We start from the raw sequence: 24,550 nt of genomic DNA, 5'->3' as shown, positions 1-24,550 counted from the left end.
GACAGGACTGTGGCAGCAGAGTTGCGTAATAAGACTCACCAGGTCAAGGGGGCACGTGTGTCCATCCGTTCAAGGGGCGGTGAAGGCGGGCGCCGATGTGCCCCGGTGCGCGGAACCACGCTCGCGGGGCCGCGTACGCTACCGGTGGCTGCACCCCGAGGGATCTTCGCGTCTGACGTGCCCGCCGGTGGGGAGTCATCAGGGATGGCAGTGGCCGAGCCGATCCGTCGGCGGGCACCATGATGCACGGCCGGGCGCGGTCGCGAGGGTGCGCCCGGGCCGGCCTTCGAGCGGAGGAACGAGATGGGATCGGCGATGGGCGAGCGGGATCACCGCCGGCAGAGATGGGCGGCCAGAGGAGCCCTGACCGCGGTCGCGCTGGCGGCGCTGCTGCCTCTCGTCTCCGGCGGCCTGAAGGGACTGCTGCTGCTCCTGGCCGGCCTGGTGGGACTCGCCCTGACCGCGGCGGCGCTCTGGTGGGTCCTGTCCCGCCGGGGGCCGGTACGGATGGCGGCGGCCGTGCTGGCCGTCGTCGCCCCCGTCGGCGTCATCATCCTCTTCGCGGCCGCGAATCTGATCTGGGTGGTCTTCGCCTCCCTGCTGCTGTGGTGTCTCGCGGTCTGGAGCGGCCGCTACGCCCTGCGCAGCACGGGCCTGCGGCCGGTACGGGTCAAGGAGTACCGCACACCGCCGCCGCAGCGTCCCTTCCTCCTGCTCAACCCGCGTTCCGGCGGCGGCAAGGTCGAGAAGTTCTCCCTGAAGGAGAAGGCCGAGGAACTGGGCGCCCAGGTCGTCCTGCTCGACCCGGACCACCACCAGGACGTCACCGAACTGGCCAAGGCCGCCGTGGCCGACGGAGCCGACCTCCTGGGCGTCGCGGGGGGCGACGGCACGCAGGCGATGGTCGCCGCCGTGGCGGCGGAACACGGCCTCCCGTTCCTCGTCATCTCGGCCGGCACACGCAACCACTTCGCCATGGACCTGGGCCTGGACCGGGACGACCCGTCCACCTGCCTCGACGCACTCACGGACGGGGTCGAACTCCGCGTCGACCTCGGCTTCGCCGACGACCGCCCCTTCGTCAACAACGCGTCGTTCGGCGTCTACGGGGCCGTCGTCCAGAGCCCCGGCTATCGCGACGACAAGGTGGGCGCCGCGCTGGAGCGGCTGCCCGAACTGCTCACCCGGCAGAGCGGCCCGCGTCTGACGGCCAGCGCCGACGGCACCACCATCGCCGACCCGCAGGCCGTCCTGGTCAGCAACAACGCCTACCGCATGGACGACCCGTTCGGCTTCGGCCGGCGCGAGCGGCTCAACTCCGGGAAGCTGGGCGTGCTCGCCCTCCGCGTGGACAGCGCCGTGGAAGCGGCCGAACTCCTGCTGTCCCCACGCGCCGAGGGCCTCACCGTGCTCACCGCCCAGCACGTCGTCGTCGACGCCGACGAACCGCATCTCGAAGTCGGCCTCGACGGCGAGGCGCTCACCCTGCCCGCCCCCGTCCACTGCCGCATCGCACGCCGGGCCCTGCGCGTGCGGGTGCCCCGCAACCGTCCCGGAGTCCCCGAGGCGCCGCCGCGCCTGGACTGGCGCCGGCTCCGCAAACTGGCGGCAGCGGTCGGCCGTACCGCCGCGCCCACCCGTTCCCGGCGCCCCTGAGCCTGTAAGTGCGAGGTCCCCCATGCCGCTTCCGGCATGGGGGACCTCGTGTATGCGCTCCAGCGGGCTACGCGCCCTTCGGCCCCGCCTGCTGCACGACCTCGAAGGACCACAGGGTGGAGTCGCTCGCGGCGGGCCTGGGCCGCTCGCCGCCCTCGCCGCCGCCCTGGTGTGCGGCCTTCATCGGCCCCTCCATCCAGGCCTGGAACGACGCCTCGTCACGCCACCGCGTGTAGACGAGGTAGGTGTCGGTGCCCTCCACCGGGCGGAGGAGCTCGAACCACTCGAACCCGTCGGAGCCCTCCACGGTGTGCGCGCGGGAGGCGAACCGCTTCTCCAGCGTCTCCCGCTGCTCGGCGGGCACGGTCAGCACATTGATCTTGACTACGCTCATGGCCCCATCTTGCCCGATGGCACGTCCGCACCGACCGGGACCTGCGCCCCTCGATGTTTTGAACGCGTTCAAATGTGGGCTAGGGTCGATCCCACCCAGCGAGGGGGAGACCTTCATGAAGATCGTGATACCCGGCGGGACCGGACAGGTCGGCACGGTCCTCAAACGCGCGCTGAGCGCCGCCGGACATGACGTCGTGGTGCTGAGCAGGCGCCCCGCACGCCCGGGCGAAGTGCACTGGGACGGTGCGACCCCGGGACCGTGGACGGAGGAGATCGACGGCAGCGACGTCGTCGTCAACCTGGCCGGCCGGAGCGTCAGCTGCCGCTACACCCCGGCCAACCTCCGCGACATGATGGACTCGCGGGTCGACTCCGCCCGGGTCGTGGGCGAGGCCATCGCCAAAGCCGCCCGGCCGCCCCGGGTCTGGCTCCAGATGAGCACCGCGACCGTCTACGCCCACCGCTTCGACGCGCCCAACGACGAGGCCACCGGCGTGATCGGCGGCGCCGAACCCGACACCCCCGGCTACTGGTCCTACAGCGTCGACATCGCCAAGGCCTGGGAGTGGGAGCAGGAGGCGGCCGACACGCCGGGCACCCGGAAAGTGGCCCTGCGCGCCGCCATGGTGATGAGTCCGGACCGCGGCGGTGTCTTCGACGTCCTGCTGCGGCTGGCCCGGCTCGGCCTCGGAGGCCCGGTCGCCGGCGGCGCACAGTACGTGTCCTGGATCCACGACCAGGACTTCGTCCGGGCGGTGGAGTTCCTCCTCGCCCGCGACGACATCACCGGCCCGGTCAATCTCGCCGCTCCCACGCCCCTGCCGCAGCGCGCCTTCATGCGCGCCCTGCGGACCGCCTGGGGGATGCCGGTGGGTCTGCCCGCGGCGCGCTGGATGGCCGAGGCCGGCGCCTTCGTGCTGCGTTCGGACACCGAACTGCTGCTGAAGAGCCGACGCGTCGTCCCCGGCCGTCTGCTGGAAGCGGGCTTCGGTTTCGACCATCCCGGCTGGCCGGAGGCCGCGGACGACCTCGTACGGCGGCTGCGGGTCCGGGGCGATCAGCGAGAGTGAGCCGGTGTCAGCTCCGCGGCGACGACGCGACGTGAAGGAGCCCGGTCGGGTCCGGTCAGTGGCGGCGGCCGCGGAGCTTGCCCAGCAGGCGCTGGGCCTGGGCCCGCTTGCGGGGGTCGGCGGCGGCCCGCCGCGCCTGCTCTACGGCCCGCCGCCCCTGCGGGCTTCGGGCGAACTGCTTGATGCGATCCAGGATGTTGGCCATGAGGCACCTTCGCTCGTGTTCTGACGTGCTCGTTGTCTGTAGCCCGCCTACCCCTCCGACGAGGTGCTCAGCCCTCACCCGGCCGGATGGTGCGCGACCGAACGTGTTTGGCGACGGAGTCAGAGGCAAGTCGGTGTCCATGACTGAACAGAACAAGCGCACGAATCAGAAGCCGACCACCATCCGGGCGACGGAGTCCAAGGCGCGCAACGCGGCGGACAAGGCGACCGCCCCGACGTCCCAGGCCGCGAAGCGTGTGGCGGCCAAGGCCGATGACGCGGGGTCAGCGGTCAAGGCCGGCGCCGAGCGCTCCGCCGAGGCCACGACGGCGGCCATGCAGACCGCTGCCAAGGGCGTCGAGGCCGGCCGCCAGGCGGTCGTCACGGCCTCGGGTCATGTCGCGGCCACGGCGAAGACGGCCTGGACGGTCATCGCCCACCGCAAGCTCGTCGCCGCGGGCGTCGGAGCCGGCCTGACCGCCCTGAGCGCCGCGTCGTACGCGGTGGGACGCCGCGCGGAACGCGGCGCGCACGGCCCCGTCACCCGGTTCACCGGCGGACGGATCTGACCACGGCAGGGCGTTCGACGTGACGGCCACGAGGAGGGCAGGCGGCGCGGCGCGCATCACCGGACTTCCCGGTGGTCCGCAGCGCCGCCTCCTTGTGGTCTCCGGCGCGCCTCGGCGCCCGACGGCACCGCCTCCGCGTGCTCCCTAGCAATTCCCGCCGTCCGAGGTGCCTCCTTCTCGTGGCTTGGCGCACATCCGGCCCTCGTAGTGGTGTCCCCCTCGCGCGGCACCGCCGTGACGAGGAAGGATGAGACCGCAAGCGAAGGATCAACCCATGCGGAGGAGCGGGCCCATGCAGCACGAGCGAGCGGGCAATCCGGCCGGTTTCGAGGATCTCGTCGATGTGGCCCGGCTGGTGACCGCGTACTACGCGCTCCACCCCGACCTGGACGACCCGGGGCAGCGCGTCACGTTCGGGACCTCCGGACACCGCGGATCGTCCCTGGCGAGCGCGTTCAACGACGACCACATCGCCGCCACCAGCCAGGCCATCTGCGAGTACCGGGCCGGCCAGGGCATCGACGGCCCCCTCTTCCTGGGCGCCGACACCCACGCCCTGTCGGAGCCCGCGCGCGTCACCGCCCTGGAGGTGTTCGCCGCCAACGAGGTGACGGTGCTGATCGACGACGCGGACGGCTACACGCCGACCCCGGCCGTCTCGCACGCCATCCTCGCCCACAACCGCGGCCGCACCACGGGGCTCGCGGACGGCGTCGTGGTCACGCCCTCCCACAACCCGCCCGCCGACGGAGGGTTCAAGTACAACCCGCCCAGCGGCGGCCCCGCCGCCTCCGACGCCACGTCCTGGATCCAGGACCGGGCCAACGAGATCATCCGGGGCGGCCTGAAGGACGTCCGGCGCATCCCCTACGCCCGGGCCCTCGCCGCCCCCACCACCGGCCGCTACGACTTCCTGGGCACCTATGTCGCCGACCTGCCCGGCGTGCTCGACCTGGACGCGATCCGGGCGGCCGGGGTGCGGATGGGGGCGGACCCGCTGGGCGGGGCGTCCGTCGCCTACTGGGGCCGCATCGCCGAACAGCACGGAATCGACCTCACCGTGGTCAACCCGCACACCGACCCCACCTGGCGGTTCATGACGCTGGACTGGGACGGCAAGATCCGCATGGACTGCTCGTCGCCGTACGCGATGGCCTCGCTCATCGAGCAGCGCGACCGCTTCCGGATCTCCACCGGCAACGACGCCGACGCCGACCGGCACGGCATCGTCACCCCGGACGCGGGCCTCATGAACCCCAACCACTACCTGGCCGTCGCCATCTCCTACCTGTTCGCCCACCGTGACCGCTGGCCGGCCGCCACCGGCATCGGCAAGACCCTGGTGTCCTCCGCCATGATCGACCGCGTCGCCGCCGACCTGGGCCGCGAACTGGTCGAGGTGCCCGTCGGGTTCAAGTGGTTCGTGGACGGACTGGCCGGCGGCACCATCGGCTTCGGCGGGGAGGAGTCGGCCGGGGCCTCCTTCCTGCGCCGGGACGGCTCGGTGTGGACCACCGACAAGGACGGCATCATCCTGGCGCTGCTCGCCTCCGAGATCACGGCGGTCACCGGCCGGACCCCGTCGGAGCACTACGCCACGCTGGCCGCCCGCTTCGGCGAGCCCGCCTACGCCCGCATCGACGCGCCGGCGTCCCGCGCGGAGAAGGCCCTCCTCGGCAAGCTCTCCCCGGCCCAGGTCAGCGCGGACACCCTGGCCGGAGACGCGGTCACCGCCGTCCTCACCGAGGCCCCGGGCAACGGCGCCCCCATCGGCGGCATCAAGGTGACCACGGACAACGCCTGGTTCGCGGCCCGCCCCTCGGGCACCGAGGACGTCTACAAGATCTACGCCGAGTCCTTCCTCGGCCCCGACCACCTCGGCCGGGTCCAGGAGGAGGCCAAGAGCGTGGTGCTGACGGCACTGAAGGGCTGAGCACCGACAGGACCGCACACGGCCCGGGCCACGTCGTCGTGGCCCGGGCCGTTCGGGCTGCCGACTCGTCCCGGCGGACCGCGATACAGGACACTGGGAGCAGATCCGATCCGGGAAGGACCGTCAAGTGATCATCTTTGGCACCAAGGGGTACCTCTACCAGCTGGCGATACTGACGCTGGTCTGCGGGCAGTGCGGCAACCCCGCCGCGCACACGCTCAGGAAGCGCGTCACGAAGTTCACGCTGTTCTTCGTGCCGCTGTTCCCGATCTCGACGAAGTACCTGACGCAGTGCACCTTCTGCGGCGCGGAACAGAAGGTGACCAAGGAGCAGGCGGAGCAGCTGCAGACCCAGAGCACGGGCGGCCAGGGCGGTCAGACGTACGGGCAGCAGGAGCAGCAGCAACACCGCTTCTAGGCACCGAAGGCACAGATCCGTGTGGTAACCCCAAGATCTCGGGTACCCGCCCCGCCACGGGCCCGGACCGGTGAAGCGGGTCGACGGGCCTCCCGCAGTCGACAAGGGAGAACGGAGGCATACCGAGATGAGCACCATCAAGGAAACCGTGGAAGTCGACGTTCCCGTCCACACCGCCTACAACCAGTGGACGCAGTTCGAGGAGTTCCCGAACTTCATGGAGGGCGTCGAGGAGGTCAGGCAACTGGACGACCGCCACAACCACTGGACCACCAAGATCAGCGGGGTGCGGCGCGAGTTCGACACCGAGATCGTCGACCAGCTGGCCGACGAGCGCGTCACGTGGCGCACGACCAGCGGTGACGTCGATCAGAGGGGCTCTGTCCGCTTCGAGCGCGTCGACGACACGCACACCAGGGTCGAGCTGGTGATGGACATCCAGCCCAGTGGAGCCGCGGAGAAGGCGGCGGACATGACGGGCACGATCGACCGCCGGGTCAAGGGCGACATGAAGCGCTTCAAGCAGTACATCGAGGAGCGCGGAGCCGAGTCCGGCGCCTGGCGCGGACGCATCCAGCCCGGCGGCACCGGCCCCGCCCTCTGACCCTCACGCTCCGTCCAAGGACCCGGCCTCCATCCTGGAGGCCGGGTCCTTTTGCGCGCGCACGCGGAGAAGAGAGGTGATGATTCGGCCATCGTCATGACATGCACCTGTCCATATCGGCCTCCTGGTGGCACGCTGCCCTCTGACTGTCCGCAGTGACACCCCTGCCTGACCGGGCGGACGGTTCCCCGCCGCCCGGCCCTCGCAGCAGAAGGAGACCGCGTGATAGGCAGACCCCGCAGCCTTCGATCGTCCGGCGGCACCACCCGCGTTCGCCACACCGTCCTCGGCACCCTCGCCGGCGTCGCCGCACTCCTGGCGACCGGTGTCACCGCCGCACCGGCGAGCGCCGCGCCCGAACCGGGAGCCATGGCACCCTCGGCGCAGGAACGCGCCCTCGACTTCTGGACCCCGCAGCGGATGCGCGCGGCCACCCCGCTCGACGTCCTGTCCGTCGACCGCTCCGACGTACGGGCATCCGCACCGCGCAAGGGCAAGGCGACCGTCGTGGCACCCAGCGCACCCGTCTCCGACGTGGGCCCCATGGCCATCCCGCACGGCGGAGGCCCCTGGTCCGGCGGGGGAGCGGTGGCCAAGACCGCGGGGCGGGTGTTCTTCACCTACCAGGGGCGGACCGCCTCCTGCTCCGGCAACGCCGTCACCAGTGCCAACAAGAGCACCGTCCTCACCGCCGGGCACTGCGTGAAGATGCAGGGAGCCTGGCACACCAACTGGGTGTTCGTGCCCGGCTACCACGACGGACAGCGCCCGTACGGCACCTGGGCCGCGTCCAAGACCCTGTCCACGCCGCAGTGGACGGCCAGTGAGGACATCAACTACGACATCGGCGCCGCCGTCGTGGCCCCGCTGGACGGGAAGCAGCTGACCGACGTCGTCGGCGGCCAGGGGCTGGGCTTCAACACCGGCTACAACAAGCCCATGTACTCCTTCGGCTTCCCGGCCGCCGCTCCGTACGACGGCGAGAAGTTCATCTACTGCAGCGGAACCACCTTCCGGGACTTCCTGCTCTCCAGCGACCACGGTCTGACCTGCAACATGACCGGAGGCTCCAGCGGAGGCCCGTGGTTCACCCAGTTCGACGAGGCCACCGGGACCGGCCTGCAGTCCTCGGTGAACAGCTTCAAGTACAACTTCCTGCCCAACGCCATGTACGGCCCGTACTTCGGCGCGGACGCGCAGAACCTGTACCAGAGCGCCCAGTCGTCCTGAGCCATCGCACCGGCCGGGAGCCGGGTCCTCCTCCGCCCAACCGCGGAGGAGGACCCGGTTTCCCGCGCGCCGCCGGCGGTTCGCCGACGCGTCGAGTCAGCCCCGGGCCACCGCGATGGCCCCCGCGAGCCTCTCTCCCGCCTCGTAGGTCATGTACGGGACGCCGCCGTCGGTGCCGAAGGAAGGCGCCGAGGCGCGCCCGTTCTCGGGCGCCGCGCTGCGCGAGTTGCAGAGGACGCCGAGGTGGTTGCGCTTGCTGAAGTCGTTGCCGACCTCGGTGATCATGATGTCGCCGCCGCTGGACTTGTCCTTGTTGTAGACGACGTGGGTGCTGTTGTTCCGGTGCAACAGGTGCGGACCGCCGAGTTGCCGTAGGCCAGGCAGATCCCACCGGGCGCGTCGTGCGGCGCGTAGTACAGATGGGTGGCGGCGGTGACGCACAGGCAGCCGAGGGCGACCGCCCGGACGTACGGCAGGGTGCGCACCATCACCTGTTGCGGAGTGACGCCCGCGTACTGGGCGCTCCACACGGTCTGGGTGCTGGTGGGGTCGGCGACGCCGAGGACCTGCTGCATCCCCTGCCTCCACGAGCACGATCCCGACATGTTCGCCTGGCCCGAGGTCTTCGACCCGGACCGTTGAGCGACGGTCCGCCCCAAGCCGTGGTGGAGCCGAAACCGGCACGGACACAAGGCCCACACCCTCGGACGGCTGACGCCAACGGCAGGCCGCGGTCCGGTGTACGGCTTCAGAGAGGACATGGATGTGCGGAGAGGCGATCCGCACAGCCCGACTGGTCCTAGGTCCAGTCGGCGGACCAGAAGGGTGTCCCTGGCCAGGACGTCGAGCCCGTTCCGCACACGCCGCGAAGTGTGGCCGTCAGCTCCAGCCGAACCGCCGGTCCACCACCGCGGCGAACTCGTCGAGGGTCAGTACCGCGTCCCCGTTCTGGTCGGCCGTGTCGAACAACGCGGAGGAGGCGTCGACGTCCTGCACTCCCCAGTACGGCAGTACGCCCGAGGCGGCCAGGGACGGTCCGTTCGTGCGCAGGGCGACGATCACCTCTTCCCGGGTGAGAACCCCGTCGTGGTCGAGGTCGAGCGCCTCGAACAGCTTGCGGGCCTTGTCGCTCATCGTTGTCCCCGTCGTATGGAGGTCAGGCGGGCAGATGCATCCCGCTCACCGGTGAGGACGCCCTACGCGCCGGCCGGGTTGCCCTCCGGGCAGGAAGCCGGCTCCAGGCGAACACAGCAGTAGCCGGGACTCGGGGCCAGGCATGCCTGGAGGGTCTTCGTGCCGAGGCCTTCAAGGGCGCCGCTGAGCAGGCGCAGGTTCATACCGCAGACGGTCTCTGTGTGGTCACGGGCGAGCGCGTGGAAGGGACAGTTGCCCAGCACGATCGCGTCACCGTCATAGCGGGGCTCGAATCCGTACCGTTCCAGCAGGTCGAAGACGCCCGTGTCGCCTTGGCCGGCGAGCTGGGCGCCGAGGTCGTGGGCTTTGCGGTGCAAGACGATACGGACCGGCTCGCCCGTGGCTTCGGATTCCTCCATGGCCTGGGCGAGGAGCCGTCCGGCCAGCTCGTAGTGCCGCTCGGGCAGGCTGACGGTGACCTGCTTGGTGGAGCGCTTGTAGAGCTTGGCCGGCCTGCCCGCTCCTGGACCGGTGCGGCCGCTGCGCCGTTCGTAGACGACGTCGAGGAGCGACTCGTCCGCCAGGCGGTCCAGATGGAACGCCGCGGTCTGACGTGCGAGACCGAGGGCGGCGGCGGCTTCGTCGCGGCTGACAGGCCCCGGCTGGCGCACGACGTGCCCATACAGCCGCATCCGGGTCGGCTCGTCCAGTGCGGCGACCGCGGAAACGTCGGCACGGGGCGCTTGCTGCGGGTGGTCCATGAACACCAGTGTAAAACCCATGGTCATTGACTAAAGAACGTCGCCGCGCTTCTATCGTTAATGAGAGTCATCGATAGAGGGAGCCGGTCATGTCGTCCCCCACCACAACCACCACGTCCGCCGTCCCCCGGCGATCTGAATTCACCGACCCCGGCTACCAGGCATTCGTCATCCTGCGTACCGGGTTCACCCTGGCGCCGATCCTGTTCGGGCTGGACAAGTTCGCCAACCTGCTCGTGGACTGGCCCACCTACCTCGCGCCCTGGATCAACGACGTCGTGCCCGGCAGTGCCCAAGCGGCGATGTACGCCGTCGGTGCCATCGAGATCGTCGCGGGACTGCTCGTCGCCATCGCCCCCCGCTTCGGAGGCTGGCTGGTGGCCGGATGGCTGGCAGGCATCATCGTCAACCTGCTGACCATCCCCGGCTACTACGACATCGCGCTGCGCGACTTCGGTCTTCTGCTCGGGGCCGTCGCCCTGGCCCGGCTCGCCCAGCACTACCGGCTGCCTCGTCGGCCACCAGGCGTTCGCTGATTCAGGGGACCACGTCGTAGGTGAACAGGGCGGTGTTGTCGAGCGTCTTCCGGGGAGTGGCGCCCGCGCCCAGGGGCGAGATGAGCGGGTCATCGATCCGATGGCCCAGGAGCTCCGCTGATTCCGACATCGTGGGGACATAGTTCCGCCCGTGCCGATTCATCCAGCCTTCCCAAAGCCGGTCCACGTTGGCGTGGTGCAGGAAGAAGACCGGATCATTCGGTGACGAGGCCGGAGCCATGTCCCCACCGATCCACCGGTGCACCTGGTTGTGGAGCCCCGTTCCGGTGAAGCCCTCGAGCCGCCCCCGGAATCCTCGCGAGTTGTGGAGCCAGGGAGCGAAGTCGTACGTGGCGAGGTCCGGGTCCCCGAGCGGCGCCGGCTGCGTATTGAAGGCGGCGCCCACGTCCAGGGCGTTCGGGAGAGTCGGGGAACCGCTCCGGAACTTGCGGCGCAAGCCCCTGTTCGTCTGGCGGAGGCTGACGCCCGGAGGAGCCTCCAGCCTGACCCGGAAACCGTTCGGGTCGCTGGGCTTGAAGGCGAACGGCCCGTCGGCTACCGGATCGCCCGACCCACCCATGAAATCCGGCTTCCAGATCAGTGCCGTCTCGGGGGCCGGCAGCGAGCCGTCGATCGACCAGTCCCAATACGGAAGCCCGAACCCGGCATCGTCCAGGACTCGTTGGAGGTGCGCCTCCAGGAGATTCAGCATGAACCGGTGCCACGGCAGGAATACCGGGCCCCGGTGCGCCGCGTTGCGGATGTTCACGTTCCCGCTCGGGGGGACGGGAGTCATCATCGCCTTGACGTGCCAGATGACGAACAGGTCATAGGTCCGTACCGGCGCGGGTGGTCCGGGGATGCCGAACGCGGTGGTCTTGAGTGTCGAGTCTTCCCGCTTGAGGCGCAGGACACCTTCGATGTAGGCGTCCCGGGCGTCGGGGCTGGTGATGATGTTCCTGCGTACGACGGCCATGTGTCAGACGCCCCCTTTGTGGTCGGGCCCGTGACCGTGGTGGTGCGGATGGCCTCCGTTGTCGCCGTCACCAGGGCCGTCGCCGCCCGGGAAGTCGGCGGGGAAGTTCTCGATCAGGGCCCGGACGGTGTCTGTCGCGGACAGGAACTCGTAGGTGGGCAGGGCATGGCTGTGGACCTGACCGTCGTTCGACACGATGAGCGGAGCGGTGAGGGGCGCACCGTCCACCGTGATCTCGTAGGTCGTCTTGACGACGATGTGGTGGCCCTGGAACTCGTCTTCGCGGATGCTGGTCAGGGGCCCGTGGTGGTGCGGCTGCTGAGGCAACTCCGCCAGGTAGTTTCCAAGAATCGTGGGGTCGGCAGCCGCAGCCAGTTCCTCGGGGGTCACAAGACACCTTTCATGAGCGCAAGACGTCAAGGGCCATCGGCACGATGACTGCTCCGAGTTTCGGAGTGCCCGGGTGCGGCCGCACGTCGAGTACGGCAAACAGGTGGGTCGCCTGCCGCGGTCTCCGCCCTGGTTCGCGTCGCGGTCGGCCGTACCCTGCCGAAGGCAGCAGTAGGCACGTATCGGACGGTGGCAGATCGATGACCGACGCAGAGACGACCCCCGGCGCACCCCTCCCGCGGGTGCTGTGCAACGTCGAGTCGCTCATCTCTGACGACTCGACACCGGCGGGTGCGCTGTGGCGACTGGCCGAGTCAGGGCGGCAGCTGGACGCCAACCTGATCCGCATCCCACCCCGAGGGCGTATCGACGCGCATACCGAGCCCGACCTCGACGTCCTCCTGCTCGTCGTCGCCGGTGACGGCATCCTCGGCCCGGCGGCAGACCCGCAGCCCCTGGCCCCCGGCAGTCTGGTCTGGCTGCCGCACGGCAGCGAACGCAGCCTGGTCGCGGGGAGCAGCGGCTTGTCCTACGTGACCGTGCACCGTCGCCGCCCGGGCATGCGGATTCGTACCAGGCCCAGCACGTGACACCGACGGAACCCAGACCGCAGGGCGCCCCGGCGCGCCGCTCCCGGGTCTCAGGAAGCTGCCGGAAGCCGGCGGCATCACCCGCACCGGCGATTCTCGGACCCCTGCCGCCATCCACCATGTGTCGTCCGCCTCGCCGGGCCACACTGGGACCATGCGGCTGGTGATCATGACGGCGGGATCGCGCGGCGACGTCGCGCCGTACACCGGGTTGGGCGCCGGGCTGGCGCGGAGCGGGCACGAGGTCACGCTCGTCACCCACGGACTGTTCGAGCCGCTGACCGTCGGCTCCGGAGTGCGCTTCCACCCGACCCCGGTCGACCCGCACGCCGAGTTGCACTCCGAGCGTGGCCGAGGTCTGCACGCCAGTACGACGGGGCTCGGCAAACTGCTGCGCGTGGTGTCGATGGCCCGGTCGGCGGCCGAGGAGATGACCGACGACCTCGTCCGGGCGGCCCGCGGCGCCGACGCCGTGCTGGCCGCCGGTGCCGTGGCACCGCTGGGCCGCGCCATCGCCGAGGGCCTGACCCTGCCCAGCCTCGGACTGTTCCTCCAACCCCAGCACCCGACAAGGGAGTTCGGGGCACCCATGCTCGGCGGACGCTCGCTCGGCACCGTGGGCAACCACCTGGGCGGACTGGCCGTCACCACCGCCGTCGACCAGGTCTTCACCCGGGCCATGCGCCGGCTGCGCACCCGGCACGGCATGACCCTGCCCGGCGCCGCCGTGATGCGCCGGGCCCATGAGCGGGCGCGGTGGCCGGTGCTGCACGGCTTCAGCGAGGTGGTGGTGTCCCGGCCGCGGGACTGGCGGCCCGGGCTGGAGATCGCCGGGTACTGGTGGCCGCACGACACCCGTGCCCTGCCCCCGGACGTGGAGGACTTCCTCGCCGCCGGGCCCGCCCCCGTCTTCGTAGGACTCGGCAGCGCCACCGTGCCGGACGCGGAGCGCCTGAGCGGCGAGATCGTGCGTGCCCTGCGCGCGGCCGGACTGCGCGGCATCATCCAGCAGGGCTGGGCGGGCCTGGCCGCCCGCACCGACGACGTGATCACGGTCGGCGATGTGCCGCACGCGCCGCTGTTCCCCCGTACGGCCGCCGTGGTCCACCACGCCGGAGCCGGCACCACCGCGGCCGTCCTGCGCGCGGGTGTCCCGTCCGTGCCGGTGCCGGTGCAGTTCGACGCCGGTTTCTGGGCGGCCCGTCTCGTCGCGTTGGGCACCGCCCCCTGCGCCGTCCCGCTGCGCCGCCTCACCGCCGGCGCGCTCGCCCCCGCCCTGCGCCGGGCCGTGGGCGATCCGGCCCATCGCGGCCGCGCCCAGGAGGTCGCCGGCCGCCTGGCCGAGGAGGACGGTGTGGCACCGGTCCTGGCGGCACTGGACCGGCTCGCGTCCTGAGCGGCGACCGGGCGCCGCGACTTACGACAGCGGCACCGTCGACCCCCTGATCACCACCCGGCAGGGCAGGGTCTCGATCCCGGAGCGGCGCGTGCCGCCGGAGATCGCCGTGAACAGGGCGTGCGCGGCGGCCCGTCCGACCTGTTCGAGGTTCATGTCGACACTGGTCAGCGGTGGCCGGGACGCGGACGTCAGGACCCGCCAGTTGTCGAAGCCCATGACCGCCACGTCCTCCGGCACCCGCCGCCCACGCTCGCGCAGGACGTCGATGACGCCCCGGGCGATCTGGTCGCTGCCGCACAACACCGAGTCCACCTCCGGGTGCTGGTCGAGCAGCATCGCGGTGGCCGCCCGCCCCCAGCCCTCCGACCACGCCCCGAACCGAGGCTCGCCCACCAGGGCCAGTCCGGCACCGTCGAGCGCGGCCCGGGCACCCTCGGCCCGCTCCTGCGCGGCGGCATATCCGGGGTCGCCGGTGATGTGCGCGATCCGGGTACGGCCGCAGGCCAGCAGATGCTCCACGGCGATCCGGCCCGCGCCGACACTGTCCGGGACGATGGACAGATCCTCCGGATTCTCCGACGGCGCGTACGCGTAGACCACGGGGACCGGCAACTCCCGTCCCAGGGACGGGCGTGGGTCGGTCCGGCTGCCGACCACGATGAGACCGTCGACCCGGCGGCCCAGCAGTGCGCGAACATGGTGCTGCTCGCGGATCGCGTCCCCGCGGGCATCGCACAGGAACACCGCGACCTCGCCCGCTCCGAACGCGTCCTCGGCGCCCATCAGTATCGGGATGCTGAACCGGCCCTCCAGGTCGCTGGTCAGCAGACCCACGGTGCCCGTCCGGCCGGCCAGCAGGCCCCGGGCCACCTGGTTGGGCCGGAACGCGAGGCGTTCGGCCGCCTCGATCACGCGTGTCCTGGTCTCCGCCCGTACCTGGCTGCGGCCGTTGAGGGCCTTGGACGCCGTGGCGATCGACACGCCCGCCAGCCGGGCGACATCGCTGAGGGTGGCTGGCTGCGAACGCGAGGGGCCGGTGGCCTGTGCCATGGGTCTTCTCCTGTCTCGCGTCGCCTGCCGACGCCGTCGAGGGCACCCCAAACAGTACGCGGAAATTTTCGGTCCTGTGCTGGTCCGCGTTTTCGAGTTCATCTCAGAAACCGCTTCACGCAAGGGGATTGACGGGTAGTGGGATGCGTCCTTAGCGTCTCAGAAAGCCTTTTCGGCCCGTTTCCGCCACTCAGTTCAGTGCCACCACATCATTGTCCCGACCGGCAGGCCCGCGCACGGCCCGCCGCGACACAAGGGGAATCGACCATGGGGAGCACGGGGAGCACGGCCGGACCGCGTGGACACAGACGCCGCCTCGTCACAGGTGCCATCGCCCTGCTCGCCACCGCGAGCCTGGTCACCGCATGCGGCTCGGACAACGACGGCTCCGGCGGGGGAGGGGGCAAAGCGACCGCCGGCGGCGTCGACGACGGCACCAAGCTGACGATGTGGACGCGGGCCGCGACCCGGCCGCAGAGCGAGGCCCTCGTCAAGGCCTACAACGCGAGCCACAAGAACAAGATCGAGCTGACCGTCGTCCCCACCGACGACTACCAGGCCAAGGTCGGCGCGGCGGCCGGCTCCCGCGACCTGCCCGACCTGTTCGCCTCCGACGTCGTGTTCGTGCCCAACTACACCTCCAGCGGCCTCTTCGCCGACCTCACCGAACGCGTCGACGCCCTGCCCTTCGCCGAGCACCTGGCCCAGTCCCACATCAAGGCCGGTACGTACGAGGACAAGAAGTACGTCGTCCCGCACACCCTCGACCTGTCGGTGCTCTTCTACAACAAGGAGCTCTACCGCAAGGCGAAGCTCGACCCCGAGAAGCCGCCCGCCACCCTGGGCGACTGGGACCGGCAGGCCCGGGCCGTGGACGCGCTCGGCGGCGGTGTCGACGGCACCTTCTTCGGCGGCAACTGCGGCGGCTGCGGCGTCTTCACCTGGTGGCCGTCGGTCTGGGCCGCGGGCGAGGACGTCCTGAACAAGGAGGGCACCGAGGCGAATCTCGCCTCCGACGCCGCGAAGAAGGTCTACGAGACCTACCGCGGCTGGGTGCGCGACGACATCGTGGCGCCCGGCGCCCGCGAGGAGACGGGCACGACCTGGACCGGGATCTTCCCGAAGGGCAAGGTCGGCGTGATGCCCATGCCGTCGACCACGCTCGGGCTGATGCCCAAGGACCTCGACCTCGGCGTCGCGCCCATCCCAGGCCCCGACGGCGGCAAGTCCACCTTCGTCGGCGGCGACGCCATCGGCATCTCGGCCACCAGCGAGTCGGCCGACCAGGCCTGGAACTTCCTCGCCTGGTCCGTGGGCGACAAGGCGCAGGTCGACGTGGTCGCCGCGCACAAGGACGTGGTGGCCCGCACCGACCTCGCGTCCAACAAGCACTCCAAGGCCGACCCGCGCCTGGTCACCATCAACGAACTCGTCGCCGAGGGCCGCACCCCGTACGCGATGAAGTTCGGCCAGACCTTCAACGACCCCAACGGGCCCTGGCTGGAGCTGATGCGCCACGCCGTCTTCGGTGACGGCAAGACGGTCGAGAAGGACAACGACGCCGTCACCGCCTCACTGGCCGACTGAACCGACCCTCCCGACGACCTACGGCCAAGACGTCCTACGGCCAAGGAGAGCCATGCCGGTGAAAGTGGCAGTCCGGGCGACGGCCGCGCACGTGACCTCGCCCCAGCCGCAGGGCGGCACACCCCCGCCCCGCTGGCGCTCGCGCAGGGCCAAGGGCCTGGCCTACGCGACCCCCACGGCGGTGTTCGTCACGGTCTTCTTCCTGCTGCCCCTGCTGCTGGTCGGCCAGATGTCGCTCAGCGACTGGCCGCTGCTCGGCGGAGACCGGGGCGTCAACGCCCCCGAGAACTACACCGACATCACCGACAGCACCCTGTTCTGGCCCGCGATCAGCTTCACCCTCCTCTACACCGTGATCGTCACGGTCGTCCTGCTCGCCCTGGCGCTGCTCCTGGCCCTCCTGGTGCAGGAGTCCCGCCCGGGCGCGGGCTTCTTCCGTACGGTCTACTTCCTGCCCGGCGCCCTCGGGCTGGCCTCCGCGTCCCTGCTGTTCTGGGGCCTGTACAGCCCGACCACCGGTCCGCTCAGCCGCATCCTCGAAGGCCTCGGCCTCGTCGACGACCCGGTGTCCTTCCTCGGCTCACCGACGTCGGCCCTGTGGTCGACGGTGTTCCTGATCGTCTGGAAGTTCGCCGGCTTCTACATGCTGATCCTGCTCGTGGGCCTGCAGCGCATCCCGCACGAGGTGTACGAGGCGGCACGGATGGACGGCGCGAGCCGCGCCCAGATCTTCCGCTCCATCACCCTGCCGCTGCTGCGGCCCTCCCTGGCCCTGTGCCTGCTGCTGTGCGTGACCGGCTCCCTGCTCGCCTTCGACCAGTTCTTCATCCTCACCAAGGGCGGCCCGGACAACAGCACGGTCACCGTCGTCCAGCTGATCTACCGGGAGGCGTTCCAGCGGCTGAACCTCGGTACCGCGGCGGCCCTTTCGATCCTCGTCCTGGCCGCCCTGCTCCTGCTGAACGCCCTGCAGTTCCGGGGCCTGCGCCGTGCCGACGAGTCATGACACCCGCCGCCTCATGAGAAGGGACACCCCGGTGCTCACCCGCGCCCTGGGCCGGACGCCCCACTACGTCGTCGCCGGCTCCCTGGCCGTCATCTTCCTCTTCCCGCTGCTGTGGAACGCCTGGGCGTCGGTGAGCGGCCAGCCCGGCACCGCCCAGCAGTCCGGCTACGGCCTCGGCAACTACCGGACGCTGCTGGAGTACGACGCGGGCCTGTGGCGGTACCTGCTCAACAGCACGGTCGTCTCGGCACTGACCGTCGCCCTGACCCTCGGGGTGTCCCTCCTGGGCGGCTACGCCTTCGCCCGCTTCGACTTCCCCGGCAAGAACCTGCTGTTCCTGCTGACCCTGGCCATCCTCATGGTCCCCTACGCCACCCTCCTCATCCCGCTCTACGTCCTGCTGGGCCGCCTCCATCTGCAGAACTCGCTGATCGGGCTGAGCCTCGTCCTGGCCATGTTCCAACTGCCGTTCGCCACCTTCATGATGCGGATCTCCTTCGAGGCGGTGCCCCGCGAACTGGAGGAGTCGGCCCTCGTCGACGGCTGCGGCACGGCGGGCGCCCTGCGCCGGGTGCTCCTGCCGGCGGTGCGGCCGGGACTGATCACCGTGGGACTGTTCGCGTTCCTCGCCGCCTGGAACGACTTCATCGCACCGCTGATCCTCATCTCCGACAGCGAGAAGGCACCGCTGCCCCTGGCCGTCGCGAACCTGCGGCAGCAGAGCATGGGAGCCGTCGACTACGGCGCCACCGAGGCGGGCGTGGTGGTCCTGGCCGTGCCCTGCCTGCTGCTCTTCCTGCTGCTGCAACGGCACTACATCAGAGGCTTCATGTCCGGCGCCCTCAAGGGCTGAGCCACCGCAGAGCCGTTTCGACGGACCAGACGGACCACCACCGGAAGGACGTGGACGAAGGCATGGACTGGTGAGGGAGAACACGGCACGCCCGCTCGTGCTGCCGGTGGCGCCGACCCGGGGCCGGCTGCGCCCGCTCGGCCTGGACGAGGTCCGGATCACCGGCGGCTTCTGGGCCCGGCGCCGCCACACCAACGCGACCGCGACGCTCGGCCACTGCCGCGACTGGATGGAACGCGAGGGCTGGACCGGCAACTTCCGGGCCGCCGCCGAGGGCCGGATCCACACCGACCGGCGCGGCCGGGAGTTCGCCGACTCCGAGATCTACAAGCTCCTGGAGGCCATGGCCTGGGCGGGTGCTCCGTACGACGGGGACGTCGCCGCGCTCACCGATGTCATCGCCCCCGCCCAGCACCCGGACGGCTATCTGAACACCGCCTTCGGCCGCCCCGGGCAGCAGCCCCGCTACAGCGACCTCGAATGGGGCCACGAACTCTACTGTCACGGGCACCTCGTCCAGGCGGGTGTGGCCCAGGCCCGCGCCCGGGGCGAGGGCGAGCTGACGAAGATCGCCCGGCGGGCCGCCGATCACCTCTGCGCCACCTTCGGACCGGGCGGCAACCAGGGCCTCTGCGGGCACCCGGAGATCGAGACGGCCCTGGTGGAACTCGCCAGGCTGACGGGGGAGCAGCGCTACCTCGACCAGGCCGCCCTGTTCCTCGACCGGCGCGGCCACGGCACCCTCGCCGACATCGAGTTCGGCCGCGCCTACTTCCAGGACGACCTGCCCGTACGCCGGGCCACGGCCATGCGCGGACACGCCGTGCGCGCCCTGTACCTCGCGGCCGGCGCGGTCGACGTGGCCGTGGAGACCGGGGACGACGAGCTGCTCGCCGCCGTCGTACGACAGTGGGAGGCGACGGTCGCCCGGCGGACCTATCTGACCGGCGGGATGGGCTCGCACCACCGTGATGAGGCCTTCGGCGACGACTTCGTGCTGCCACCGGACCGCGCCTACTCGGAGACCTGCGCCGGTGTCGCCTCGGTGATGCTCGCCTGGCGGCTGCTGCTGGCCACCGGGGAGCCGCGCTTCGCGGACCTGGCCGAGCGGACCCTGTTCAACGTGATCGCCGCCTCCCCGTCCGAGGACGGCCGGTCCTTCTTCTACGCCAACACCCTGCACCGCCGGCACCGGGGCACCGTGCCCCCGGCGGACCGCGTCAGCCCGCGCGCCGACTCGGGCCTGCGCGCCCCCTGGTTCGCGGTGTCGTGCTGCCCGACCAACGTGGCGCGCACGCTCGCCCAATTGCCGGCGTACCTGGCGACGGCGGACGACGACGGCCTGCAACTGCACCAGTACGCCGACGCGGAACTCGCCACCTCCCTGGCCGACGGGCAGGGCGTGGCGCTGCGGATCCGTACCGACTACCCGTCCGGCGGGACCGTGGCCGTGCGGATCAGCCGCTCCCCGGCCCGCCCCTGGACCCTGTCCCTGCGGGTCCCCGAGTGGACGGCGGGGGAGACGGCCTCGTTGGTCGACCCGGACGGGAAGCGCCGTACGGTCTCCCCGGGCCCGGCGCGGCTCACCCGGGTCTTCCGGCCCGGCGACGAGATACGCCTCGAACTGCCCGTCACCCCGCGCTGGATCCGGTCCGATCCCCGCATCGACGCGACACGCGGCACGGTGGCCGTCCAGCGCGGGCCCCTCGTGTACTGCGCCGAATCCACCGACCTGCCGGACGGACACGACGTCGACGCGCTCCGCGTGGACCCGTCCGCCGCACCGGAGGACGGGCCGGACGACACGGTCCTCGCGCCCGGTGAGCTCGCCGAACCGCACAACACCGCCTGGCCGTACCAGCCGGTCGACGAAGCCACCGAACCCACGGCCGACCACGAGGCGATCACGCTCGTCCCCTACCACTCCTGGGCGAACCGCGGCCCCTCGACCATGCGCGTGTGGCTGCCGACGACCCCGCCCCCGACGACGCCCACCGAGAGGTAGCCGTGCCCGCACAGCGAAGACGACACCGCCGCGGCATCCTGGCCGGGGCGCTGGCCCTTGGCCTGCTGGCCCCGCTCGCCGCCACCGGCCCGGCAGCGGCGGACAACGCGGCGATCGGCTACCCGGTCTACTCCGGATCCGACCACCCCGTCCCCACGCTCCCGGCGGGCTTCACCGTCCACCGCACCCTGCGCGCCCAGTACGAGGCCGACCGCAAGGCCGGGAACGGCACCGACTTCTGGATGGACCGCATGCTGGCCCGCAAGGGCGAGGATCCGGCGGGGGACTGGCTGTTCACCCGGGGACGGGCCCTGTTCATGAAGGAACACACACCGTCCCAGCTGGGCTTCGCGGGCAAGGTCGCCTACTGGGAGAGCATCGACAACCGGTCCGCGTACACCATCACCCTGAACGTAGACGGCGAGAACCTCACCCTGCGGGAGAACACCGGCGCCCGCACCCAGACCCCCAGCTACTGGCGCAGCGAGTTCACCCACGAGGCCACCGGCCTGAAGGTGACACAGACCAAGTTCATCACCGACGCGAACGCCGCCGTCACGAACCTGGCGCTCACCAACACCGGCGCCGAGCGCCGTGAGGTCCGGCTGCGCGCCACCTCCCCGTACACCACGACCGCCGAGGGCCGTGAGCTCACCGGCTCGGTGCCCGCGAAGAACAACCTCACGACCGTCTTCCCCCGCCTCAGCGGTGACGGCTTCGCCCCCGAGGGCGAGTCGCTGACCCGCACGCTGACGCTGCCGGCAGGGCGCACCCTCACCACCAAGGTGCAACTCGGCTTCGTCACCGAGGAGATCACCGACTCCCGCCCGGAGTACGACTCCCTGCGCACCGCGTCCCAGGCCACCGCCTTCCGTCGGCATGTCCGGACGTACAACCGCTGGTGGGCCGAGAACCTGCCCTACCTCGACATCCCCGACGACAACATCGAGAAGACGCTGTACTACCGCTGGTGGCTGCTGCGCTACAACTACCTCGACGCCGACATCCCGGGCAGCGACTACCAGTTCCCCACCTCCATGGAGGGCGTCCTCGGCTACAACAACGCCATCGCCCTCACGGTCGGCATGTTCGTCGACGACCTCAAGTACCTGCGCGACCCGAGCTACTCGTACGGCCCGTGGGTGTCGGCCGGTGAGGTCTCGAAGAGCGGCAAGTACACCGACAACCCGGGCGACCCGGAGAACTGGTCCAATAGCTACACCCAATACATCTCCGAGGCGGCCTGGCGCTCCTACCAGGTGCACGGCGGCCCCGACGGCATCGTGCGCAACCTCGCCCGGTACGCGGAGAAGGACGTCCGGGGCCAGTTGGAGAACTACGACGAGGACGGCAACGGGCTGATCGAGTACGACTGGGGCGCGATGACCGGCAACGACGCCGACGCGGTCTCCTTCGACTGGAAGCCCGGCAACCTGGACCGCGCCGAATCCGCCTACGTCTACAGCAACGCGACGGCGGCCGCCCGCGCCTACGACCTGCTCGGCGAGAAGGCGAAGGCCGAGGAGATGCGAGGGACGGCGAACCGGGTGAAGAAGGCGGTCCTGGACCACCTATGGGACCCGAAGGACAAGCTGCTCAAGCACCGGCACGTCGCCAGCGACACCCTCGTGCCCTGGAAGGAGATCAACAACTACTACCCGTACAGCGTGGGCCTGATGCCCACGCCGGAAGAGGACCCGCAGTACCTGGAGGCGCTGCGGCTGTGGGCGGACGCGAAGCAGTACCCCGTCTTCCCGTTTTTCACGGCCAACCAGGCCGACAAGGCGGAGGCGGCGGAGCAGGGCCACCCCGGGAGCAACAACTTCTCGGTCATCAACTCCACCGTCACCTTCCGCTTCCTCTCCTCGGTGCTGCGGAAGTACCCCAGCAAGTACATCGACCGCACCTGGTACAAGAAGCTGCTGTCCTGGAACGCCTGGGCCCACTACATCGACGGCGACAACCGGTACCCCGACCAGAACGAGTTCTGGTCCGACGGCCGTGCCGACCCGCAGAAGATCGGCTACCGCTCCTGGATCCACCACACCATCCTCGGCACCACCAACTGGACCGTCATCGAGGACGCGATGGGGTTCAGGCCGCGCGACGACCGGAAGATCGAGCTGTGGCCGATCGACGTCGACTGGCCGCACTTCGCGGTCACCGACATCAACTACCGGGGCACGGACGCGGCCGTCCTGTGGGACGAACCCGGCGACGGGAAGCGCCCGTACGGCAAACGGGTCCCCGAGGGGTATTCCCTCTACCTCGACGGGAAGCTCGCCTTCACCGCCGACCGCCTCACCCACCTCGTCTACGACCCCACGACCCGCAAGGTCGCCCTCCCCGACGGCGGCGGAGCCAAGGTGAGGACCACCGGCCTGCGCACGCATGTCGCAGAGCCGCAGGCCGTCACCTACGGCTCGAAGGAGCGCGTCACCGACCTGTTCGCCAAGGCAGGCCGGGACCTCTCGGGCAGAGCCGGGAACAACCTCGCCGCCGGCGCCACCGCCCGCGCCTCCCACGAGGCCGAGGGCCGGGGCGTCGCCGGAGCCGTCGACGGCTTCACCGTCAACGAGCCCTCCTGGGGCGCCCGCGGCTCCGGGAACTCCGAGGACTGGTACGAGATCGACTTCGGCCGCACACGCACGGTCGACGACGTCCGGCTGCACTTCTCCAGCGACAAGAAGCCCGGCGGATACGCCGAACCGGCCCTCTACACCGTGCGGTACCAGGACCGGTCCGGCCAGTGGAAGGACGTGCCCCGGCCCGCCAAGTCACCCGCCTACCCGCGCGCCAACCTCAACCGGGTGCGCTTCCAAAAGGTGACCACGGAGAAGCTGCGCGTCCTCATGCGCCACCGCGACGGCCACACCAGCGGATTGAAGGAGATCCAGGCCTACGACACCGACGGGCGACCGCCGACGGCCCGCAACCAGCCTCCCTACGTCGAGGCCTGGCGGGACCCCACGTACACCCGGCCGGGCCAGGTCAGGCTCACGGGCATCACCGAGGACGACGGACTGCCGAAGAGGGAACTCTCCGCCTCCTGGAAGACGGCCGAAGCCCCCGACGGCGGCACCGTCATCTTCGACGACCCCCGAACCCCCACCACCGTCGCCCGCTTCACCAAAGCAGGCACCTACACCCTCGAACTCACTGCCACCGACGGCGCGCTGACGTCGTCGAAGCGGGTCGTGGTGAAGGTCGAGGAGCTCGGCGACGGCCGGGTGAACCTGGCACCGTCCGCGACCCCCACCGCGTCCTACACCTCCGGCTGGGAGTCGGTGGCCGCGATCAACGACGGCCGCGAACCGGCCTCGTCGTCCGACGCCCCGCGCTGGGGCAGCTGGCCCCAGAAGGACACCCAGTGGATCCAGTACACCTGGGAGGACCCGGTCCGCGTGGACGGCTCCGACCTGTACTTCTTCCGCGACGCGCAGCCAGGCGCGGCCGACGGGGTCGGCGTGCCCGCCTCCTGGGTCATCGAGTACCGCGACGGCGACACCTGGCGCGAGGTCCCCGCCCCCAGCGGCTACGGCACCGCCGAGAACCGCTACAACCGCACCACGTTCACCCCGGTCACCACCACCGCACTGCGGGCGAAGCTCACCGGACACCCGAATCTCGCCCTCGGCGTCCAGGAATGGAAGGTCTACGCCGAGGCACCGGAGTCGGTACGCGAGACCCACATCCCCACCCTCCGCGGCACCGTCCCCGACCTGCCCGAGCAGGTCACGCTCGCGTACGCCGACGGTTCCACGGCCCGCTCACCCGTGGCCTGGCCGGCCCTGACCGAGGACCAGGTCGCCGAGGGCGGCACCAGCGTCACGGTCACCGGCCTCGCCGACCGCACCGCCCAGCCGGTCACCGCCACCGTGTGGGTACGGCACACGGACGCGGTCGAGATCGCCGGCATCGCGGGGGAACGCGTCACCACCCGCCCCGGCAGGCCTCCCGTGCTCCCCGCCACGGTGGTCGCCACCTACAACGACGGCTCCAGGGACAGCCGGACCCGGGTCACCTGGGACCCGGTGGATCCGGACCAGTACGCCGGACCCGGGACCTTCGAGGTCAGGGGAACCGTGCCGGACACCTCCCACCGCGCCACGGCCACGATCACCGTGACACCCCCGCGCGACCCGGGTGGGACATCTCCCGCCCGCCGATGACCCGACCGACG

The 24,550-nt window shown here is 70.9% G+C and carries 22 protein-coding genes and 2 pseudogenes; 15 read left to right on the top strand and 9 right to left on the bottom strand.

Annotated elements, in window-relative coordinates; all coding sequences use genetic code 11:
• Window positions 1–303 precede the first annotated feature (303 nt).
• Window positions 304–1,656 carry a diacylglycerol/lipid kinase family protein gene (locus ACFT4A_RS30630; protein WP_382836348.1) on the top strand — a complete coding sequence of 451 codons (1,353 nt, stop codon included), beginning with the start codon at window positions 304–306 and terminating at the stop codon, window positions 1,654–1,656.
• 67 nt (window positions 1,657–1,723) lie between these two features.
• On the opposite strand, the gene ACFT4A_RS30625 is transcribed toward ACFT4A_RS30630, so the two are convergent.
• Window positions 1,724–2,050, bottom strand: a complete 327-nt coding sequence (locus tag ACFT4A_RS30625; protein WP_382836345.1) for an antibiotic biosynthesis monooxygenase family protein — start codon at window positions 2,048–2,050, stop codon at window positions 1,724–1,726.
• A 115-nt stretch (window positions 2,051–2,165) separates the two neighbouring features.
• Here ACFT4A_RS30625 and ACFT4A_RS30620 point away from each other — a divergent pair, with 115 nt between their 5' ends.
• On the top strand, window positions 2,166–3,122 hold the full coding sequence (locus ACFT4A_RS30620; protein ID WP_382836342.1) for a TIGR01777 family oxidoreductase: 957 nt from the start codon (window positions 2,166–2,168) through the stop codon (window positions 3,120–3,122).
• 55 nt (window positions 3,123–3,177) lie between these two features.
• On the opposite strand, the gene ACFT4A_RS30615 is transcribed toward ACFT4A_RS30620, so the two are convergent.
• The gene (locus tag ACFT4A_RS30615) at window positions 3,178–3,327 is read right to left on the bottom strand and encodes a hypothetical protein (RefSeq protein WP_382836340.1); all 150 of its coding nucleotides are present in this window, start codon (window positions 3,325–3,327) and stop codon (window positions 3,178–3,180) included.
• Window positions 3,328–3,466: 139 nt separating this feature from the next.
• Between ACFT4A_RS30615 and ACFT4A_RS30610 the strand changes: the two genes are divergently transcribed.
• From ACFT4A_RS30610 to ACFT4A_RS30590, 5 genes are all read left to right on the top strand, one after another.
• Window positions 3,467–3,895 carry a hypothetical protein gene (locus tag ACFT4A_RS30610; protein WP_382836337.1) on the top strand — a complete coding sequence of 143 codons (429 nt, stop codon included), beginning with the start codon at window positions 3,467–3,469 and terminating at the stop codon, window positions 3,893–3,895.
• Window positions 3,896–4,187: 292 nt separating this feature from the next.
• Complete coding sequence (gene pgm, locus ACFT4A_RS30605) at window positions 4,188–5,828, top strand: phosphoglucomutase (alpha-D-glucose-1,6-bisphosphate-dependent) (protein ID WP_382836334.1); 1,641 nt, start codon at window positions 4,188–4,190, stop codon at window positions 5,826–5,828.
• A 127-nt stretch (window positions 5,829–5,955) separates the two neighbouring features.
• A complete protein-coding gene (locus tag ACFT4A_RS30600) occupies window positions 5,956–6,246 on the top strand; it encodes a zinc-ribbon domain-containing protein (RefSeq protein ID WP_382836331.1) in 291 nt (96 codons plus the stop codon).
• A 127-nt stretch (window positions 6,247–6,373) separates the two neighbouring features.
• Entirely contained in the window at window positions 6,374–6,850 is a 477-nt protein-coding gene (locus tag ACFT4A_RS30595; RefSeq protein ID WP_382836328.1) for an SRPBCC family protein, read from the top strand.
• A 222-nt stretch (window positions 6,851–7,072) separates the two neighbouring features.
• Window positions 7,073–8,080, top strand: coding sequence for a trypsin-like serine peptidase (locus ACFT4A_RS30590; RefSeq protein ID WP_382836325.1), 1,008 nt, complete (start codon window positions 7,073–7,075; stop codon window positions 8,078–8,080).
• Between the two features lie 96 nt (window positions 8,081–8,176).
• Here the strand turns inward: ACFT4A_RS30590 and ACFT4A_RS30585 are convergent.
• From ACFT4A_RS30585 to ACFT4A_RS30570, 4 genes and pseudogenes are all read right to left on the bottom strand, one after another.
• Window positions 8,177–8,458: pseudogene (locus tag ACFT4A_RS30585) on the bottom strand (hypothetical protein); the annotation flags it as partial.
• Window positions 8,459–8,496: 38 nt separating this feature from the next.
• Window positions 8,497–8,649 (bottom strand): annotated as a pseudogene (locus ACFT4A_RS30580) (transporter); the annotation flags it as partial.
• Window positions 8,650–8,959: 310 nt separating this feature from the next.
• A complete protein-coding gene (locus ACFT4A_RS30575) occupies window positions 8,960–9,214 on the bottom strand; it encodes an EF-hand domain-containing protein (protein ID WP_189729715.1) in 255 nt (84 codons plus the stop codon).
• Window positions 9,215–9,276: 62 nt separating this feature from the next.
• Window positions 9,277–9,975 carry a helix-turn-helix transcriptional regulator gene (locus tag ACFT4A_RS30570; protein WP_382836322.1) on the bottom strand — a complete coding sequence of 233 codons (699 nt, stop codon included), beginning with the start codon at window positions 9,973–9,975 and terminating at the stop codon, window positions 9,277–9,279.
• Window positions 9,976–10,064: 89 nt separating this feature from the next.
• Here ACFT4A_RS30570 and ACFT4A_RS30565 point away from each other — a divergent pair, with 89 nt between their 5' ends.
• Window positions 10,065–10,511 (top strand): hypothetical protein, encoded by a 447-nt coding sequence (locus ACFT4A_RS30565; RefSeq protein WP_382836318.1) that lies wholly within the window; start codon window positions 10,065–10,067, stop codon window positions 10,509–10,511.
• A gap of 1 nt (window position 10,512) precedes the next feature.
• Here the strand turns inward: ACFT4A_RS30565 and ACFT4A_RS30560 are convergent, their stop codons facing one another.
• Window positions 10,513–11,487 carry a tyrosinase family protein gene (locus ACFT4A_RS30560; protein WP_382836315.1) on the bottom strand — a complete coding sequence of 325 codons (975 nt, stop codon included), beginning with the start codon at window positions 11,485–11,487 and terminating at the stop codon, window positions 10,513–10,515.
• A gap of 3 nt (window positions 11,488–11,490) precedes the next feature.
• Complete coding sequence (locus ACFT4A_RS30555) at window positions 11,491–11,877, bottom strand: hypothetical protein (RefSeq protein ID WP_382836312.1); 387 nt, start codon at window positions 11,875–11,877, stop codon at window positions 11,491–11,493.
• Window positions 11,878–12,077: 200 nt separating this feature from the next.
• On the opposite strand from ACFT4A_RS30555, the gene ACFT4A_RS30550 reads away from it, so the two are divergent.
• Together ACFT4A_RS30550 and ACFT4A_RS30545 are read left to right on the top strand one after the other, a co-directional pair.
• The gene (locus ACFT4A_RS30550; protein ID WP_382836309.1) at window positions 12,078–12,467 is read left to right on the top strand and encodes a cupin domain-containing protein; all 390 of its coding nucleotides are present in this window, start codon (window positions 12,078–12,080) and stop codon (window positions 12,465–12,467) included.
• A gap of 154 nt (window positions 12,468–12,621) precedes the next feature.
• The gene (locus ACFT4A_RS30545; protein ID WP_382836306.1) at window positions 12,622–13,863 is read left to right on the top strand and encodes a glycosyltransferase; all 1,242 of its coding nucleotides are present in this window, start codon (window positions 12,622–12,624) and stop codon (window positions 13,861–13,863) included.
• 21 nt (window positions 13,864–13,884) lie between these two features.
• Here ACFT4A_RS30545 and ACFT4A_RS30540 read toward each other — a convergent pair whose 3' ends face one another.
• Window positions 13,885–14,916 (bottom strand): LacI family DNA-binding transcriptional regulator, encoded by a 1,032-nt coding sequence (locus ACFT4A_RS30540; RefSeq protein WP_382836303.1) that lies wholly within the window; start codon window positions 14,914–14,916, stop codon window positions 13,885–13,887.
• A gap of 267 nt (window positions 14,917–15,183) precedes the next feature.
• On the opposite strand from ACFT4A_RS30540, the gene ACFT4A_RS30535 reads away from it, so the two are divergent.
• The 5 genes from ACFT4A_RS30535 (at window position 15,184) to ACFT4A_RS30515 (ending at window position 24,539) form a co-directional block, all read left to right on the top strand.
• Window positions 15,184–16,503 (top strand): ABC transporter substrate-binding protein, encoded by a 1,320-nt coding sequence (locus ACFT4A_RS30535; protein WP_382836299.1) that lies wholly within the window; start codon window positions 15,184–15,186, stop codon window positions 16,501–16,503.
• A 52-nt stretch (window positions 16,504–16,555) separates the two neighbouring features.
• A complete protein-coding gene (locus ACFT4A_RS30530; protein ID WP_382836296.1) occupies window positions 16,556–17,509 on the top strand; it encodes a carbohydrate ABC transporter permease in 954 nt (317 codons plus the stop codon).
• Between the two features lie 31 nt (window positions 17,510–17,540).
• Entirely contained in the window at window positions 17,541–18,362 is an 822-nt protein-coding gene (locus ACFT4A_RS30525) for a carbohydrate ABC transporter permease (protein WP_215124615.1), read from the top strand.
• Window positions 18,363–18,432: 70 nt separating this feature from the next.
• A complete protein-coding gene (locus ACFT4A_RS30520; RefSeq protein ID WP_382836294.1) occupies window positions 18,433–20,367 on the top strand; it encodes a glycoside hydrolase family 127 protein in 1,935 nt (644 codons plus the stop codon).
• Window positions 20,322–24,539 carry an Ig-like domain-containing protein gene (locus ACFT4A_RS30515; RefSeq protein WP_382836291.1) on the top strand — a complete coding sequence of 1,406 codons (4,218 nt, stop codon included), beginning with the start codon at window positions 20,322–20,324 and terminating at the stop codon, window positions 24,537–24,539. The genes ACFT4A_RS30520 and ACFT4A_RS30515 overlap by 46 nt, the downstream gene beginning before the upstream one ends.
• Window positions 24,540–24,550 lie beyond the last annotated feature (11 nt).

This window comes from Streptomyces sp. NPDC057099, from assembly GCF_042671245.1.
In the GTDB taxonomy this organism is placed as follows: domain Bacteria; phylum Actinomycetota; class Actinomycetes; order Streptomycetales; family Streptomycetaceae; genus Streptomyces; species Streptomyces purpurascens.
Note: the sequence above shows the minus strand (reverse complement) of the source record. Positions and strands in the feature narration are given on the sequence as shown.